At 67.5% G+C, this 15,832-nt stretch carries 16 protein-coding genes and 1 pseudogene; 11 read left to right on the top strand and 6 right to left on the bottom strand.

The window, feature by feature from the left end; genetic code table 11:
* Positions 1-141: 141 nt before the first annotated feature.
* The 3 genes from ABIA32_RS32825 (at position 142) to ABIA32_RS32815 (ending at position 3,627) form a co-directional block, all read left to right on the top strand.
* Positions 142-966, top strand: coding sequence for an SDR family NAD(P)-dependent oxidoreductase (locus ABIA32_RS32825; RefSeq protein WP_370103426.1), 825 nt, complete (start codon positions 142-144; stop codon positions 964-966).
* A 541-nt stretch (positions 967-1,507) separates the two neighbouring features.
* On the top strand, positions 1,508-2,695 hold the full coding sequence (locus ABIA32_RS32820) for an NRAMP family divalent metal transporter (RefSeq protein WP_370103424.1): 1,188 nt from the start codon (positions 1,508-1,510) through the stop codon (positions 2,693-2,695).
* A 518-nt stretch (positions 2,696-3,213) separates the two neighbouring features.
* Positions 3,214-3,627, top strand: a complete 414-nt coding sequence (locus ABIA32_RS32815) for a hypothetical protein (RefSeq protein ID WP_370103422.1) — start codon at positions 3,214-3,216, stop codon at positions 3,625-3,627.
* Between the two features lie 404 nt (positions 3,628-4,031).
* On the opposite strand, the gene ABIA32_RS32810 is transcribed toward ABIA32_RS32815, so the two are convergent.
* Positions 4,032-4,226, bottom strand: coding sequence for an FCD domain-containing protein (locus ABIA32_RS32810; RefSeq protein WP_370103445.1), 195 nt, complete (start codon positions 4,224-4,226; stop codon positions 4,032-4,034).
* Positions 4,227-4,240: 14 nt separating this feature from the next.
* On the opposite strand from ABIA32_RS32810, the gene ABIA32_RS32805 reads away from it, so the two are divergent.
* Entirely contained in the window at positions 4,241-4,363 is a 123-nt protein-coding gene (locus ABIA32_RS32805; RefSeq protein WP_370103420.1) for a hypothetical protein, read from the top strand.
* Here ABIA32_RS32805 and ABIA32_RS32800 read toward each other — a convergent pair.
* The 3 genes from ABIA32_RS32800 to ABIA32_RS32790 all read right to left on the bottom strand — a co-directional run bounded on the left by ABIA32_RS32800 (position 4,360) and on the right by ABIA32_RS32790 (position 5,730).
* Positions 4,360-4,980 carry a hypothetical protein gene (locus ABIA32_RS32800; protein WP_370103418.1) on the bottom strand — a complete coding sequence of 207 codons (621 nt, stop codon included), beginning with the start codon at positions 4,978-4,980 and terminating at the stop codon, positions 4,360-4,362. The genes ABIA32_RS32805 and ABIA32_RS32800 overlap by 4 nt on opposite strands.
* Positions 4,981-5,068: 88 nt before the next feature.
* Positions 5,069-5,488, bottom strand: a complete 420-nt coding sequence (locus ABIA32_RS32795) for a PIN domain nuclease (RefSeq protein WP_370103416.1) — start codon at positions 5,486-5,488, stop codon at positions 5,069-5,071.
* Positions 5,488-5,730 carry a type II toxin-antitoxin system VapB family antitoxin gene (locus ABIA32_RS32790; protein WP_370103414.1) on the bottom strand — a complete coding sequence of 81 codons (243 nt, stop codon included), beginning with the start codon at positions 5,728-5,730 and terminating at the stop codon, positions 5,488-5,490. Before ABIA32_RS32790 ends, ABIA32_RS32795 begins: the two co-directional genes overlap by 1 nt.
* A 1,075-nt stretch (positions 5,731-6,805) precedes the next feature.
* Here ABIA32_RS32790 and secE point away from each other — a divergent pair.
* From secE to ABIA32_RS32775, 3 genes and pseudogenes are all read left to right on the top strand, one after another.
* Positions 6,806-7,009: pseudogene (secE, locus tag ABIA32_RS32785) on the top strand (preprotein translocase subunit SecE); the annotation flags it as partial.
* A gap of 602 nt (positions 7,010-7,611) precedes the next feature.
* Positions 7,612-8,811, top strand: coding sequence for an IS110 family transposase (locus ABIA32_RS32780; protein WP_370103412.1), 1,200 nt, complete (start codon positions 7,612-7,614; stop codon positions 8,809-8,811).
* A 117-nt stretch (positions 8,812-8,928) separates the two neighbouring features.
* Positions 8,929-10,161, top strand: coding sequence for an IS110 family transposase (locus ABIA32_RS32775; protein ID WP_370103410.1), 1,233 nt, complete (start codon positions 8,929-8,931; stop codon positions 10,159-10,161).
* Between the two features lie 17 nt (positions 10,162-10,178).
* Here ABIA32_RS32775 and ABIA32_RS32770 read toward each other — a convergent pair whose 3' ends face one another.
* Positions 10,179-10,556: a hypothetical protein gene (locus ABIA32_RS32770; protein ID WP_370103408.1), complete on the bottom strand. Its 378-nt coding sequence runs from the start codon at positions 10,554-10,556 to the stop codon at positions 10,179-10,181.
* A 308-nt stretch (positions 10,557-10,864) separates the two neighbouring features.
* The gene (locus tag ABIA32_RS32765; RefSeq protein WP_370103406.1) at positions 10,865-11,839 is read right to left on the bottom strand and encodes a LuxR C-terminal-related transcriptional regulator; all 975 of its coding nucleotides are present in this window, start codon (positions 11,837-11,839) and stop codon (positions 10,865-10,867) included.
* Positions 11,840-12,148: 309 nt separating this feature from the next.
* On the opposite strand from ABIA32_RS32765, the gene ABIA32_RS32760 reads away from it, so the two are divergent.
* The 4 genes from ABIA32_RS32760 to ABIA32_RS32745 form a co-directional block, all read left to right on the top strand.
* On the top strand, positions 12,149-13,294 hold the full coding sequence (locus ABIA32_RS32760; protein WP_370103404.1) for a helix-turn-helix domain-containing protein: 1,146 nt from the start codon (positions 12,149-12,151) through the stop codon (positions 13,292-13,294).
* A gap of 316 nt (positions 13,295-13,610) precedes the next feature.
* Positions 13,611-13,784, top strand: a complete 174-nt coding sequence (locus tag ABIA32_RS32755) for a hypothetical protein (RefSeq protein WP_370103402.1) — start codon at positions 13,611-13,613, stop codon at positions 13,782-13,784.
* A 5-nt stretch (positions 13,785-13,789) separates the two neighbouring features.
* Positions 13,790-14,122: a hypothetical protein gene (locus ABIA32_RS32750; protein WP_370103400.1), complete on the top strand. Its 333-nt coding sequence runs from the start codon at positions 13,790-13,792 to the stop codon at positions 14,120-14,122.
* 464 nt (positions 14,123-14,586) lie between these two features.
* Positions 14,587-15,832 (top strand): FG-GAP-like repeat-containing protein (locus ABIA32_RS32745; RefSeq protein ID WP_370103398.1); only part of this gene is annotated, 1,246 nt, incomplete at its 3' end.

Here is a 15,832-nt window from a genome sequence, read left to right as displayed (position 1 = left end):
AGTCTCCGTGCCCGCGCAGCGCGCTCGCGCCTGACCGACGTGGACCAGCACGAACAGACGAGTCACAGCCGCTCGGCTCGGTATCCCCCAGCCACCCGGCGCATCACCCCCACCGCCTTCCCCACCAGATCGGAGTCACCCATGAAGGTCAAGGACCTCAGAGGCCGTGTCGTCCTCATCACCGGCGCCGGCAGCGGCATCGGCCGTGCTACGGCGATGCTCTGTGCCCGCCGCGGAGCGACGCTCGTCCTCTGCGACCGCGACGAGACCGGACTCAGCGATACCGCCGCGGCTGCCCGTGCCCTCGGCTGTGACGTGCTCGCGAAGACCGCCGACGTGTCCGATCCCGCGTCGATGGATGCCTTCGCCGACGCGGTGCACGATCGGTACGCCGCGGTCGACCTGCTCATCAACAACGCCGGCATCGCCGTCCTGGCGGAGTTCCTCAAGAGCAAGCCCGAGGACTGGGACCGGCAGATCGCGGTCAACATCAAGGGAATGGTGCACAGTTGCGAGCGCTTCATCCCCCGGATGATCGAGCGCGGTGCCGGTGGACATGTCGTCAACGTCTCGTCCGCCTGCGGATACCTGTTCACGCCGGCCATGTTCGCGTACTCCGTCACGAAGTTCGCAGCGTTCGGCTTCAGCGAAGGACTGCGCATCGAGATGAGACCGCACAAGATCGGCGTCACCAATATCTGCCCGGGTCGCATCAACACGTCGATCACGCGCACTTCCGTAGCCCGCGGCGCCGATGCCGACGCGCGTCTCGCCCGGGTTCGCGAGCGCTATGAGCGCCAGAACTACACGCCCGAGCGCGTCGCGGAGAAGATCCTGCGTGCGGCGGGACGCAACCGCGCTGTCGCACCGGTCTCACCCGAGGCCCACGTCGCGTACGCGTTGACCCGCGTGGCGCCGCCTCTGGCGCGCTGGGTCACGGCCCGCATGGCCGGCATGTTCAGCTGATCACGACGAAATGCGACGCCGAATTTCGGCGATTTCGAGCACCCGCGGAATGGGGCCATCGGCCTTTGCGCGCGGGACGGGACGGCGAACGGGGGACCGCCCGCACCGCAATGTTGGTGCTACGGCATCAGCTCACCCTTCTGGAGCGGCAACTCGGTGGCTCCCGGGCTCGATTCACCCCCAGGGCCGGAGTTCCTCCCTTGCCGCATCCACTGCCCGACACGCCTTGCGCAGACTGCCTTGGCCGGTTCAGCCGGAGACAGTACGTCCGCAGGCATCGAGCGTAGGGCCTTGTGACGTCATCGCTGCAGGTGGGGGCCTGGTTGCAGAGTCATCGGTGGGGATCGTCGACCTGATATTGAGGTGAGCTGCCGTGGTTGATACCGACCTGGTCTTGTTGTCTGACCGCCTGGCACCCCCGACCGAATCGTCCTGCCCCACCACGACTTCCACGGCTTCGATCGCTCCTGCCAGAGCCTCCGAGCGAGGACACGGACGCATCGCGCGGCTGCTGTTGATCTTCGGCCCTGGAGTGATAGTGATGCTCGCGGACACTGACGCGGGCAGCGTGATCACCGCCGCGCAGTCCGGGGCGCGGTTCGGGTACCGGCTGGTGGCGTTGCAGTTCGCGTTGATCCCGGTCCTGTTCCTGGTGCAGGAGATGACCGCCCGCCTGGGGCTGGCGACGGGGCGCGGGCATGGCGCGCTGATCCGCCAGGTGTTCGGCCGCTGGTCGGCGCTGCTCTCTGCGCTGACGCTGTTCGTCGCGTGTCTGGGGGCGTTGATCACCGAGTTCGCCGGCGTGGCTGGAGCGGGGGCGCTGGCGGGTCTGCCCCGCGCGGTGTCGGTCGGCGCTGTCGCGGTGGCGCTGGTGGCGTTGATGCTGTCCGGCGGGCACCGGCGGGTGGAACGTGTTGGTATAGCGATCGGCGCATTGGAACTGCTGTTCATTCCCGCCGACATCATCGCCCGCCCCCACCTCGGAGCGGTGGTCGGCGGGTTGGCGCACCCGTGGAGCACGAATGGTGGGTACCTGACCCTCGTGGCCGCCAACGTCGGCTCGACCGTCATCCCGTGGATGGTCTTCTACCAGCAGGGCGCCGTGGTCGACCGGGGCCGGCGCGGGCGTCGGCTGCGGGCGGCGTTGCGGGAGTCCCGCTGGGACACCGTGATCGGCGCGGTGATCTGCCAGGTCGTCACCGTCGCCATCCTTGTCGCTTCCGCGGCCACCCTCGGCCTGCGCAACGCCGGCGCCAGCCTCAACGACATCGGCGACATCGCTGCCGGCCTCGCCCCGTTCCTCGGACACACCACCGCCGTCGTGCTGTTCGGCGCCGGGATGATCGGGGCCTCCGTGCTCGCCGCACTCGTCGTGTGTCTGGCCGGCGCGTGGGGCATGTCCGAAGTCCTGGGCTGGCGACACAGCCTGAATGACCCCCCACGCCACGCGGCCGGCTTCTACATGCTCGTCGCCGCGGGCATCGCCACTGGCGCGATCCTGGTCGTGCTGGTCCCGAACCTGGTCAACCTGTCAGTCGGTATCCAGGTCATGAACGCCTGCCTGCTCCCCATCGTCCTGGGCTTCCTGCTCGCCCTCGAACGCCGCGCGTTGCCGGCGGCTCTGCGCATGCGCGGCACCCACCGGGCCATCACTTACGCCGTGACCGGCCTGGTCATCGCCTTCGGCCTGTACACCGCCGTCCAGACGCTCGCTGGCCCGCCCGCCTAGCGTTCACTTTCCGACTCATCTCGGGGTGTGGCCCAAGTTGTTTGACCGGCCACGCAGCGTGACCGATGGTGCTGTCCATCGGATGGCGATCTCCGCGTCTACCAGTCTGCGGATCCCGGAGGACATGGCGTATTGGTATGCGCGTGACCAGCTGGCCTGGGACCGGGCGATGCCGATCCCAGCGCGCGGACTTCGTTGATTGTCCGTATCGTTGCCGGTGGGCTGTCTCGAGGTAACCGCGGAGCTTGTTGCCGAGAACTGAGAGGGATAACCGATGACTCTTCGTCAGGGTTCGAGCCATCGCGAGCACGACCATTCCTAGGAGCGGCGCAAGCTCGCCGTGAACCCCTCCCACGTGGGATCCGATCCGTCGGCCGAAATGACGTCTGTGCTGCGGGCCCATCGCCGTTGAGCTACGACAAGAACACCGTTACGGCTTTCCACAACTCAGGGCGAATCGGCCTGCGAGACGGGCCCTGTCTGAATGGGCGGGCCCCACCACCCTCTTGGAGGTTTCAATGACCTCAACTTCACCCGCCGGGGTCTCCCAGCGAACCGAAGTCAGCGGTCTGGCGCATTTCGGTGCCGTTCTCCTGGTACTCCTGGCGTTCTTCAACGGCCTGGACGGCATCGCGGCAATCTACCGTTCGCGCGTGTTCGTCGCCGGTGCTCGTTTCGTCGTCGGAGACCTGCGCGCCTGGGGTTGGGTAATCCTCATCCTGGCGATTCTGCAACTCGCTGCCGCAGTCAGCATTTTCCGCGGTGAGACGTGGGGACGCTGGTTCGGTGTAGTCATCCTCGGGGTTAACGCATTCGCCCAGATGTGGTTCGTCCCGGCCTACCCGTTCTGGTCTCTGACCATCATCGCCGTCTCGATCGCCGCCATCTACGGACTGACGGCACACGGAGGCCGCCGGAGGGCCGAAGGTTGAGGTGACCGGGCCCGGCCAACCAGGCGACAAGCGGCAGTAGGACCACCTCCGACCAGCGGAAACGCCGGTCGGGGACTGTCGTCTTCGTTCGTACACCGATCTCGCGCCTGGAAGTCGACACTCGCAGCACTCATGATGATTTCCTCGCCAGACCCCAGGAATCGCTTCTCAGAAGTGTCCATAATCCGGGGTAGAGCCCACTCTCACCCTTGCCCGGAGTGCGGTCCGAGGGGTCTTCGCGAACTGCTGCACCGATGCCAGCGCCAATTGCCTCGGTGACAGTCCCGGATGACCGTCTCTCGGATACGGGTTCGCGGACTCGTCGTCCTCGAATACCACATCCAGCCGGTCCCGCATGAGCGTTGCCGCGCGCCCGCCCAGGGCGCCCGTCGCCACGGTCCCGTTCAGCGCTGACTCGGTCTGTCCGTCGGGGCGCTGGCGTCGGAGGCGACGATCAGACGTTCGCGCGAGCGCTGGATGTGGCTGCGCACGGCCGATTCGGCGGTGTCCGGGTCCTTCTCGGTCAGCGCGTCCAGAATCCGTTCGTGTTCGCGGCAGGTTCCGACGGCCTGATCATCGCGGAAGTGGAGCGGGTACAGGTGTGCGCGGGCTCATGGAGGTGCGCGTCGTGGTCGAGGAAGTCCTGGCGGGCCTCGCGGCTGGCGAAGTCGCGCGCGTCGCGCATGGCGGCCAGGCCCTCGGCCAGCCCCGCGAGACCTACAACTGCTGCGTTTAGTGTCGGAGCACGATGCCGGTTCCGATCCGCGTTACTTCGCCCAGTCGATGCAGGCGGTTAACCGTTGGCCGGATCGGGAGTACGAGGTCGATGGCGGTGAGGTGGAGGGGATGCGTCGACGGCTGCGTGCGTGGGCGGCCGAGATTCTCGGTGAACGCGCTGACCCAACCGGATGTGGTGACCCTGAGTGCCACGACGGGGGCGCTATAGGCGGCCGAGGTGCCTCGAGCGGGACCACTGGCGGCTGCTCTGTAGGCATGCGACAAGGCCGCCGACGGTGGCATGGGAAGACTCTCCAGCAGTCCGTCCGTACCGAGCAATGGCACGGGCGGCAGACATTCACGCATGGGTTTGACGGTGATACTCCGGTCCACTGGGCCGATGGTGTTCCAGCCCCCTACCTTGCCGATCCACACCAGGCTTCTGTCTCGGACCACCTGGTGGGAGGCGCGACTCTTCGAAGGCTGGCTATCGGTGAGGAACAGCACCAGAGGCACTGCCCCGGGCTCCTCTGGCCCGTAGTTGGAAGGGACTGCCTTCGTGAACTTCAAGTTCTGACGGAGATCGTCCTGGTTCCGAGCCAGGTCATCGGTACTCAAGGTCACGAGGAACACCACTCGCCGAGAGTAGTGGTCGTGCGATCGCCTAGGTGCCGCCTTCTAAGTAGAAGGCGGCATGCTCTTACAGTCGGGGTCGGCCGCGTTTCTAACTGTCCGCGCTGCCTGGGGGTACGACCCACTCGGCAGGTTGGCCGGTGAGGGAGGCAATCATGTCGAAGTCGCCGTCGTAGTGGAGCACAGTCAACCGGTTCAGCTCTGCCGTTGCAGCGATGAGAAGATCGGGGAGTGAAAGCGCCCGGTGGAAGCCTTCATTGAGAGCGTGGCGCTGGACCTCCAGCGCGCGGGTGAAGGTGTCGTCGTCGCTGTGCAGGTAGTCGAAGGCGTGGAGCCAGGTGCTGATTCGCGTTGCCTCGGCGGCGTCCCGGGCCGAGTGGATCATCTCGTACTCGGTGGGTTGGCAGACCGCGAGTAGGTAGCGCTCGTGGAGGGGCTTCAGTACCTCTTTGACGCCCGGCTTCGTCCAGCGTGCTAGAGCGGACTTGTCGATCAGGAAGCGGTCTTGCATCAGGCGGCCCGGCCACCCTCGTGCTTGAGGGTTCCGTCGGCGTTGCGAGGGCCGGTGCTCTCGACGATCTCGCTGAAGTCGAAGTCGCCGGAGTCCATGGCGTCGAAGCCCTCCTGCCGCAGGTGCCGTTTGACGGCGTCCTCCATGGCGAGGCGCACGGCTTGGGCTTTTGTCTTGGTGCCGAAGATGCGCATGGCCTCGGCGACCATGGTCTCGTCGAGGTCGATCACTGTCCTTGCCATGCTGGCCTCCTCGGTTCTCAAGTATGCCAAACGATATCAGCCCAATGCTGAACGAGATATCGTTTGCCGTGTGGCGTGATGTCCTGGGGGATCGGATATGGCCCAGGGGGCGGCTGCGGCACGCGGTCGGTTGACTGCTCAGGTCCGTAGGGATGTCGCCAGCAGGGCTCCTCGTTCGGGTGAACCGGCGGCGTGCGGGGATTGCCTGTGTCCGTAGAGGTGACCCTCCCCTCGGGAGCGGAATTCGGCTCTCATCGCAGAGACGGGGCTGGGGGCGGCGCGTTGGCTGAAGCTCATGGGACGTTCGATGGGGTGACCCTGCTGCGCACGTATGTGATGGCACTGCCGCCCACGGTGGATCTGCGGACGGCCAACAAGATCCTTTCCATCGGGAGGAGCACTGGCTACCGCCTCGCGAAACAAGGCGATTACCCGTGCAAGGTGCTGAGGCTCGGCAGTACCTACCGAGTAGTGACCGCTGACCTTCAGCGTGTCCTGGCGCTTGAGGGAGCAGCAGAGGCGCCGGAGCTTGCAGCACCGCTGGTTCAAGTCGGCTCTCCTCGGCGCACGGAGGCAATGCAGGGCTGCTGCTGTCACTGCGGATGCCGATGTCCGTCGGTTCCGTAGGGGGTGGATTGTGGAAGTTGGACAAGCGGTGTCCTCCGCTTCGGCCGACCGCGCCAGCAATGAGAGCGGTGGCCGCTCGGCGGCTTCGCTGGCCTCCAGCGAAGCCTCTCCGGTGGACGGTCGGTGGACAGACGCCTTTGGACGGTGCAGTACAGGTCGGCACGGGTCAACCTGCTGCATGGGGTCTGACCAGCAAAGACATCACTGCACAGCACAACGCGGCGCCCCGCAACGTGATCGCTCATGGTCTCGTAATGCGTAGGTCTCGGGTTCGAATCCCGAAGGCGGCTCAGCAGGCAAACGCTCAGCTCAGTACACCTCTGAGCTGGGCGTTTGTCGTTTCTGAAACTGCTTCGGCCCCCCGGCGGCTGGGTGCTGACGGGGGCCGTGGTCTCAGTTGCCGTTCGGAGGAGCCTGCTCGGCGTTGCGGTACAGCTCGGCGCCGATCCGCCTCGCCCTGTTCGGCCGGCAGGTCGTCGCCGAACTGCGGAAAGTCGTATGGCCGACCCGGGCGCAGCAGCAGACCTACGTGTACGTGGTGATCGTGTTCGTGGTCGCGATGATGCTGCTGGTCTACGGCCTGAACTGGATCTTCGTGAAGATCGTGTCGCACCTGTTCGGCCGACCCGACCGTTATCTAATTCCTTCGTAGCCATCCGGCGAAGCACGGCTGGTCAGCCGGATGGCTCGAACGGGTTGTGACGCCTCCTGCGCCCCCGATCGCGGAGGTCTCTGGCTAGACCGGCGGGCAACTCGATCGGTGGTGGTGGCCACGTGAGCGCCGGACTGGACGCCTATCTGTTATCAGGCCTGGAGGCCCAACCCCAGACCGGTGCGGGTCCGTCGCTCTCATGGCCACCACCCCCCGCACGGAGCGTCAACACCTGCCACCTTGATCACTCGTTGGAGTTGGTGGTGCGAGCCCGCTGCACGGTGACCCCTTGTGAAACCCGAGCCCTTGGAGTTCCTCCATAGACCGGGGCCCGTGGAGTGAGCTGGTCCCACGAACGGCTTGTGTGGTCCTACGTTGTTCGTGGGTCGGACGGGCTGTCGTAGTGTCCAGAAGATCCGACGGTCCCGGGTATGGCTCTTGTGTGGTTGCCCTCGATGGCTCCCGACACCTGGCCGCCCGGGACCGCACGACGACTCGACCGCTGATTAGGAGCTGTGAGCCCCACAGAGGGCATCGCTGAATAGGACCGCGCTGGCGAGGTCGTCCGGACCAACACTGCACGTCGAACGACCGGAGGACTTGTGGCCCGGATATGGGCGGGGACCGACATCGGCAAGCACCACCACCACTGCGTGGCTCTGGACAGCGAGGCGAAGACCCTGCTGTCGAAGCGAGTGCCGAACGGCGAACCCGAGCTGCTGGAGCTGATCGGCGAGGTCTTGGCCCTGGCCGAGGGCGACGAAGTGGTCTGGGCCGTGGATGTCGCCGACGGCATGGCCGCCTTGTGGGTGGGGCTCCTCCTCAACCACGGGCAGAAGATCGTCTACCTGCCCGGGCTGTCAGTAAACCGCGCCGCCGCCGGCTACCGCGGCATGGGCAAGACCGATGCCCGCGACGCCCATGTGATCGCCGACCAGGCACGGATGCGCCGCGACCTGCAGATTCTCCAGCCCGACAGCGAGCTCGCCATCGCCTTGAGGGTGATGACCGACCGGCGCGCCGACCTGGTCGCCGAACGTACGCGTAAGACGAACCGGCTGCACGGCCAGCTGCTGAGCATCTTCCCTGCTTTGGAGCATGCCTTGGACCTGACCAACCTGGGTCCGTTGGTCTTGCTGACCGGCTACCAGACCCCGGCGGCTCTACGGCGAGCAGGCCGGTCGAAGCTGACGACGTGGCTGGCCCGCCGCAAGGTCCGAAGTGCCGAGGCCCTGGCCGACGCAGCCGTCTCCGCAGCTGAGCAACAACGCACCCAACTGCCCGGCGAGGCCCCGGTCGCCGACGCCGTGCGCGAACTCGCCCTGGAGGTGATCGCCCTCCACGAGAAGATCCACGCACTGGACAAGCTCATTGAGGCCCGGTTTCGCGAGCACGAGCTCGCCGAAGTGATCGCCAGCATGCCCGGGATCGGGCCCGTGCTCGGCGCCGAGTTCCTCGCGGCCACCGGCGGTGACCTCAGCAGATTCGCCAGCGCGGACAAGCTCGCCGCGTTCGCCGGCGTCGCCCCCGTGCCCCGCGATTCCGGCAACGTCAGTGGCAACCTCCACCGGCCCAAGCGCTACCACCGCGGGCTCCAACGCGTCTTCTACCACTCCGCGTTGACCAGCATTCGGATCGACGACGCCTCCCAGCGGTTCTACCACCGCAAGAGGGCCGAGAAGAAGAAGCACAAGCAAGCCGTCCTCGCCCTCGCCCGCCGGCGCGTGAACGTGCTGTGGGCCATGATCCGAGACGGCCAGTGCTACCAACCCGGGCTCTCCGCCGCCGTCCCGACAGGTTGACAACGGCATTAGGAGGTGTCGGCCCGGCCAGCTTCGACCGAGGCCTGGAATTAGGTCGCTGCGTGGTTCCGCACGCGCTCTCACCAGCGCAAACATCCCGAACATTGGGGAGGGGACATGATCTACTGCGGCATCGACTGGGGCGAGAAGACCCACGCGGTTGCCCTGGTCGACGACGAGGGCACCCTGCTCGCGAAGCGCATGATCACCGACGACGCGGCGGGCTACAAACTCCTGATCGGCCTTCTCGCCGAACACGGCGACACCGAGGACACCCCGATCCCGGTCGCTATCGAGACGCCCCGCGGCCTGCTGGTCGCGGTCTTGCGGACGGGGAAGCGGCAGGTCTACGCCGTCAACCCAATGGCGGCTGCTCGCTACCGCGACCGCCACTCCGTCACCCGGAAGAAGTCCGACCCGGGCGACGCCCTGGTTCTGGCGAACATCCTGCGCACCGACCGGCACGCCCACCGTCCCCTTCCCGCCGACAGTGACCAAGGTCGCGCGATAGCTGTCCTGGCCCGGGCCCAGCAGGATGCCGTCTGGAGCCGCCAGCAGCTGGCGAACCAACTCCGCTCGCTGCTGCGCGAGTACTATCCGGCCGCGTTGGACGCCTACCACCAGCGCTGGCAGAACGGCCTGTGCCGACCAGAGGCCAGAATCTTGTTGGAGCTCGCCCCCACTCCCGCGAAGGCGGCACGGCTCTCACTCGCGCAGCTCCGGTCGGCGATCCGGCGGGCAGGACGTCAGCGCGGGATCGACGCCGACGCCGAGAGCATTCGTGGGGTCCTGCGTGCCGAGTACGCGCACCAGCCCACGCTGGTCGAGGACGCCATGGGTCGGCAGATGCTGGCGCTGCTGCGGCAACTTGACGCGGCCTGCATGGCCGCCGACGAGCTCGCAGAGGCGGTGGAGGAAGCTTTCCCTCAGCACCCGGACGCCGAGATCATCCTGAGCTTCCCCGGCTTGGGAACGCAGCTCGGCGCCCGGATCCTCGCTGAGATCGGCGACGACCACACGCGGTTCGCCACCGCCCGCGGCATGAAGGCATACGCCGGCGCTTCCCCGATCACCCGCGCATCGGGGAAGAAGACCAGCGTCACCAGACGGTGGATCAAGAACGACCGTCTCAACCACACCGGATACCTGTGGGCCTTCGCCTCTCTGCGGTCCTCGCCAGGAGCCAAGGCCCACTACGACCGCCGCCGTGAAGCCGGAGACTGGCACGCCGCCGCCCAGAGGAACCTCTTCAACAAGATGATCGGCCAGCTCTACCACTGCCTCCAGAACCACCTCGTCTTCGACGAGGCCCAGGCATTCCCCACCAAACTGCTCACCGTCGCTGCATAGCGACATGTCCCCACGGGTCAGTCCACGGCCGCGAATCGGGGCAGATAGCGAAGCGGGAGGCCCGGGATGACGAGGCTGCCCTCCGCCTGGCGGAGCAGCCAGACCGGGACGCTCTCCTCGTACTCCTCCCACTGGGCCCACTGCCGGAACCAGACCCCAATTCGCCAAGACCCCTCGACGCCCGGCACCAGGAAGCAGGCGTCGCCCTCCGCCGTGCTCGCCCACAAGACCATGCCGTCCTCGGCGGGGAACACCGGGTAGGGGATCGTCTCGGGGACCAACTCCTGGTAGAGCGGAGCCATCCGCTCGATCACGGCGAACATGTCGAGCGTGGCGGACTGAGGGTGCAGCAGGTTGAGGAAGTCACCGATGATGCCGGGACCATACCCGGCCACGAACTCCTTGTAGTCCGCCTTTTCGCTCCCGCCACCGGGCGGCACGCTACAGCAGCGCTTGAGTCGAAGAGCACCCACACTTTGTTCGACAAGCCCTGCGGCCCATCACCCCGACTTGACGCGTTGGAACCGTGTGGTGTCTGGGGTTGGGCTGCCAAAAGGCCAGGTCAAGTGAGATGGTCCCGCTTCCGTCACGTGAGACACGTGGGGCTCGCCGAAAGACCTTCGCGCTGGGCAGCGGAACGCGGGGTCGCCCTCGGTCGGGCGGGGATGCTCTCCGGGGCGGTGGCGCCTCCGTGCGGGCCCGTCTACAGCCAGCCGCGGTGGGCGGCTTTGATGCCGGCTTCGAAGCGGCTGGAGGCGTTCAGGCGTTCCATGATGGAGGCCATGTGGCGGCTGACGGTGCGAGAGGACATTCCGAGGCGTTGGCCGGCTGCGTCGTCGGTGTGGCCGGAGCCGAGGAGGCGGAGGAGTTCGCGTTCGGTGTCGGTGAGGCCGGTGGTGGGGTCTTCGGTGCGGGTGGCGCCGAGGGGGACGGCGGTGGCCCATGCTTGTTCGAACAGGTCGACGAGAGCCCTGACGAGGCCGGGCTCGGTGACGTGGAGGGCGCCTTTGCGGGTGTCGGCGGGGTCGATGGGGACCAGGGCCTGGGTGCGGTCGATGATGACCAGGCGTTGGGGCAGGACGGGGGCGGTGCGGACCTCGCTGCCCAGGTGGAGCAGCCACTGGGCGTAACTGGTGGTGTGGGGGTCGTTGCGGGTGGCGTCCTGGTAGAGGGATTTGACGGTGACGCCGCGGGCGATGGCGTCGGCGTTGCCTTCGCGGCCGGCGGCGAGGTCTTCGGGGCGCTGGCTGGCGCCGGGGTGGACGCCGACGCATTCGGTGGTGACGCCTCGCATGAGGAGTTCCAGGCGGGTCTGGATGGCGTCCATGCCGAGCAGGCGTTCGCCGTGGGCGGCGCGGGTGTCGGCGCGTTCGGCGACCAGGCGGGTGACGGCGGCGCGGGAGGCGGCGAGCTGGGCCTGGCGGGCGGCCAGGTCGGCTTCCTGGCGGGCGAGCATGTCGGCCAGGCCGATTTCGGGGGTGACGGGGCGCATCTGGCCGGGGTGCTCGCTGGAGGCTCGCACGAGCATCAGCTGGGTGAGTTCGTTCAGGCAGTCGTGGACCTGGTCGGGCGTCAGGCTGCACATGGGTGCGAGCTTTTCGACGCTGTGGCCGGGGTGGTCGAGCATGGCCCGGTAGACAGCTGCGGCGGTCGAGGTGAGACCCAGTGCTTCCAGCATCGTGACGTGTCCTCATGACGGCGGCGCGGTCCCCGGTCGCGCCTGCGCAGATGCGGCTGTCTGCCAGGCGGGAGTCCGGCAGTGGTTGTTCAGCCACCTGTCCGGGGGTTGTGCCGGTGATTTATGAGTGCGGCGCGGGGATGACCGGAGGCCGCTTCTCAGCGCCGTTGATCTAGACCTATGATCCGGACGCGTCAGCGTGTTCGGTAGCCCTGACAAGGGCGTACAACAAAGAACCGTGGGTGGGAACCAGTCGTGGATGGGACGAACAGGACAGACGAGAGTGCGCGTCTGCGGGAGCAGCGTCGCGTGGTGATCGCCGAGCTGGCTGCGGATCTGAAGCAGCTTCGGCTGGAGGCGGGGCAGCCGACCTTTCGTGCGATGGCGAAGGCCTCCGGCGCGGTGTCCCACACCACGCTCCACGACGCCGTCTCCGGTGCCAGGCTGCCGACCTGGCCGACGGTCCAGGCCTTCGTGGAGGCGTGCGGGGGCGATTCTGCAGTGTGGCGCCAGCGCTGGCTCGCTGCGTCCGGAGCCGAGCAGGATCAGCCGCAGGTGGCACCGCAGCTCCCGCGCCAGGAGCCGGAACAGGAAACGACGGCTGCCGGGAGCCCTGCGGAACGGGGTCGGCGGCCGCGTGTCTCCAGGATTTCCCTGCTGGCTGCAGGGCTCGTCGGGATGGCTGTCGGCGCCGGCGGGGCTCTGGGGATCAGCGCTTGGACGCAGTCGGCCCCCTCGCTGCTGAGCCCCTGCCAGACCTCGGACGCCGCCGCGATGGCACCGCCCCGGGCTCTGCAGGCCAGCCAGGTCACCGACCGGGAGTCCGCGGTTCCCAAGGGGGTGCCGGTCTGGGTGGGCCGTCGCGCCTCCGATCAGGAGAACTTCACCGGCACCGCGGTCGTGTTGCCGATCACCACCAAGGTGACATCGGGCGACGTCCTCGTCGTCACGGTGATGCTCACCAGCGTCTGCCCGGGTCCGGTGCAGGTCACAGACACCCTCGGCGACAGCTACACGATGGTCGCCGACGAGACCGACACCGCCCGCCACCGGACCATGATCTTCGCTGCTTTCGGCGTCAAACAGCTCACCACGGCTGACGCCGTCCATCTCTCCTACCCGCACGCCGGCAAGTACCACGTGGCCGTCGACGAGTTCCGCAACATCAGCGCCGTCACCGGCAGCAGCCACGCCCACGGCGAGGCTGGTAACGGTGCCTTCAGTACCAGCGCCAACCCGGTCACCTGCACACGCGGCGACCTCATGGTGGCCGCGATCGGCACCAACACAGGCACCGCGCCGACCCTGGCCGCCGGTTGGACCACCCTGCCCGTCCTGAAGCTCTCCTCCTACCGGCTCACTACCGCCTACCAGGTCGCAGCGGAATCGGGCCGGTGCGCCGTCACGGGCACCACCACCGCCCAATGGGGTGCGACGCTCGTCACGTTCCACTGAACCTCCCGGCTTCATCAATCCCGGGACCGGCGGTCCAATGCCTTCTCATTCCGCCCGCGGTCCCGGCGGCAGTGAGAGCACGGCCACGCCCTGGCGGTCACCAAAGATTGACTTGATGTGTCCATGACAGTATGTCTGGTTCCCGTCAGGCGAGTTGGCGACAACAGGAAGCCCTTCCGGGGGCGTTGATCTGCGGCGAAGCTATTGCCTGCCAGCAGGGAACGGAAACGGCCCGAACGGCAACCGGACGAAGCGTCACCGCGGGACGCGAAACCGGCCACAGGACACCCGACTTCTCCAGCAAAGGACCCATGCCATGATCCGCATCCGTCTCGCCCAGGCCGCCGCGGTCGCCACTCTCGCCGTCAGTACCGTCATCCTCCTGCCCAGCGCCGCCACCGCCGCACCCGCCGCCCAGGCCGCCGCCACCTCGACCTCCACCCCGGTCGCCGGTGCCACCTCCACCCCGGGCAACGGCACCTGGGGCTGAACCGAATGGACATCGTCTACGCCTCTTTGACCCGCCGCCAGCAGGCGGGCGACGGGCCGGCCCCGGTGGCCGAGGTCGGCGAGGTGGTGGACGTCCTGTGGGCACACGCCGGCCCCGAGGACCACCTCGAACACGCCGGCGGCCGCATCGAGGCCGACCGGGTCGACCTCCTCCTCTTCTTCCTCCCACCCGACAGCGCCAGCGCCGACAGCGCCGAGCAGCGCGCCGCCGCCCTCCTGCACCGCGCCCACCACGCCTCACCCCTCCTGCAGCGCCGCTACCTCCCGCCGCCAGAGCTCGACCCCGCCCGGGCGCACGACACCCGCCCCACTCCCTGAACCCGCCAGGGCAGCTCAACCCGCCATCACTCCGGACGTCAGGGTCGCCTCCCGTGACAGCTGTTCCTGCAGGACAGCCGTCCCACGCCCAGCCTCCACTCGCGCCGCAGCCAGGCCCGCGAGACACCGGCCACCCTCGGCCTGCACACCCAACTCCCGCATCGCTCCCAGACCACTGCTCCTGCAGAACAACCGTCCGCCACGGCCCACCGCCCCCTCGTGGGACCAATGACAGGTCACCCGGCTTCCTGGCACCGGCACTCCTCACAACCTCCATCACCTGAGACACGTCCGTAGCACCGCACGCCCCGGGCCGCCCCGGCCGGCTGTTCCTGCAGGACGGCCGTTCGTATCGCCCGGTGTCCCTGCGCTGCGCCCACCGTCGGGGCTCTCGCCCGCCGCTCGCGCACGCTCCCCGCCTTCGCTCTCAATCCACTCCCCTTCCTCACGTCAGGAGAACTCCCATGTCTCGTACCTCGATCCGCACGATGCTCACCGCCTCCATCGGCCTGGTGATGGCCAGCACCGGCCTGCTTGCCGCAGGCGTCACGCCCGCCTCGGCGACCACCAACACCAGCCAGATCGTCTCGGCAGCGGTCGGTCAGCTCGGCGACAACGGCTGCTCCCCCAACTCCTACTACGGCAGCTGCAGCCAGGAATGGTGTGCCGACTTCACGAGGTGGGCCTGGGCGCAGGGCGGCGTGGACGTCTCCACGCTCGGCGCCTCGGTCACCACCTTCGTCAACTACGGCGACAACAACCACACCTGGCACGACCCGGGGTCCTACACCCCCAAGCCGGGCGACGCGATGATCTTCGGCGGCTCCGGGTTCCCGACCAAGAGCAGCGGGGGGGCGCACGTCGGCATGGTCGAAAAGGTCTCCGGCAGCACCATCACCGAGATCGGCGGTAACCAGAGCGGCAAGGTCACGGAGGTGACCGGGACCGCCGCATCCATCGAGTCCCAGCTGGAGGGATCGGGCTACAACTTCCTGGGTTACGTCAGCCCCGTCGGCGCCACCCCTACCATCCCGGCCGGCTTCAACGTCACCGCCAACGCCCAGCAGAGCGGCAGCACGGTCAACCTGACCTCCACCGTCACCGCCAACGGGTACATCAACTACCTCGACTACACCATCACCGGCCCCAACGGATACAACCAGACCTTCCGCGCCGGTGGCGGACCCACCAGCCCCAACACCACGGGGTACGCCTACTCCTGGAACACCGGCGGCCTGCCTTCCGGCAGCTACTCCGTCCAGCCCGTCGCCAACGAGATCGACAACGCCAGCCACGCCTACGCCGCGATCGGCGTCACCGTCGCCAACGCGACGGGGATGGCCCGCCTGGTCTCCGGTGACTTCCTGGGTGACGGGCACATCGACATCGCCGGGATCGACGCGAACAACAACCTCAAGCTCTACACCAACGACGGCACCGGGCACCTCTCCGACTCCGGTATCTACATGTTGGGGACCACGGGTCTGTGGGCGGGCTTCAAGCAGATCACCGCCGGTGACTTCCTGGGTGACGGGCACATCGACATCGCCGGCATCGACGCCAACAACAACCTCAAGCTCTACACCAACGACGGCACCGGCCACCTGACGGACAGCGGTATCTACATGTTGGGGACCACGGGTCTGTGGGGCGGCTTCAAGCAGATCACCGCCGGTGACTTCCTCGGCAACGGGCACATCGACATCGCCG

The sequence above is a fragment of the Streptacidiphilus sp. MAP12-20 genome (assembly GCF_041262525.1).
Taxonomy (GTDB): domain Bacteria; phylum Actinomycetota; class Actinomycetes; order Streptomycetales; family Streptomycetaceae; genus Streptacidiphilus.
Note: the sequence above shows the minus strand (reverse complement) of the source record. Positions and strands in the feature narration are given on the sequence as shown.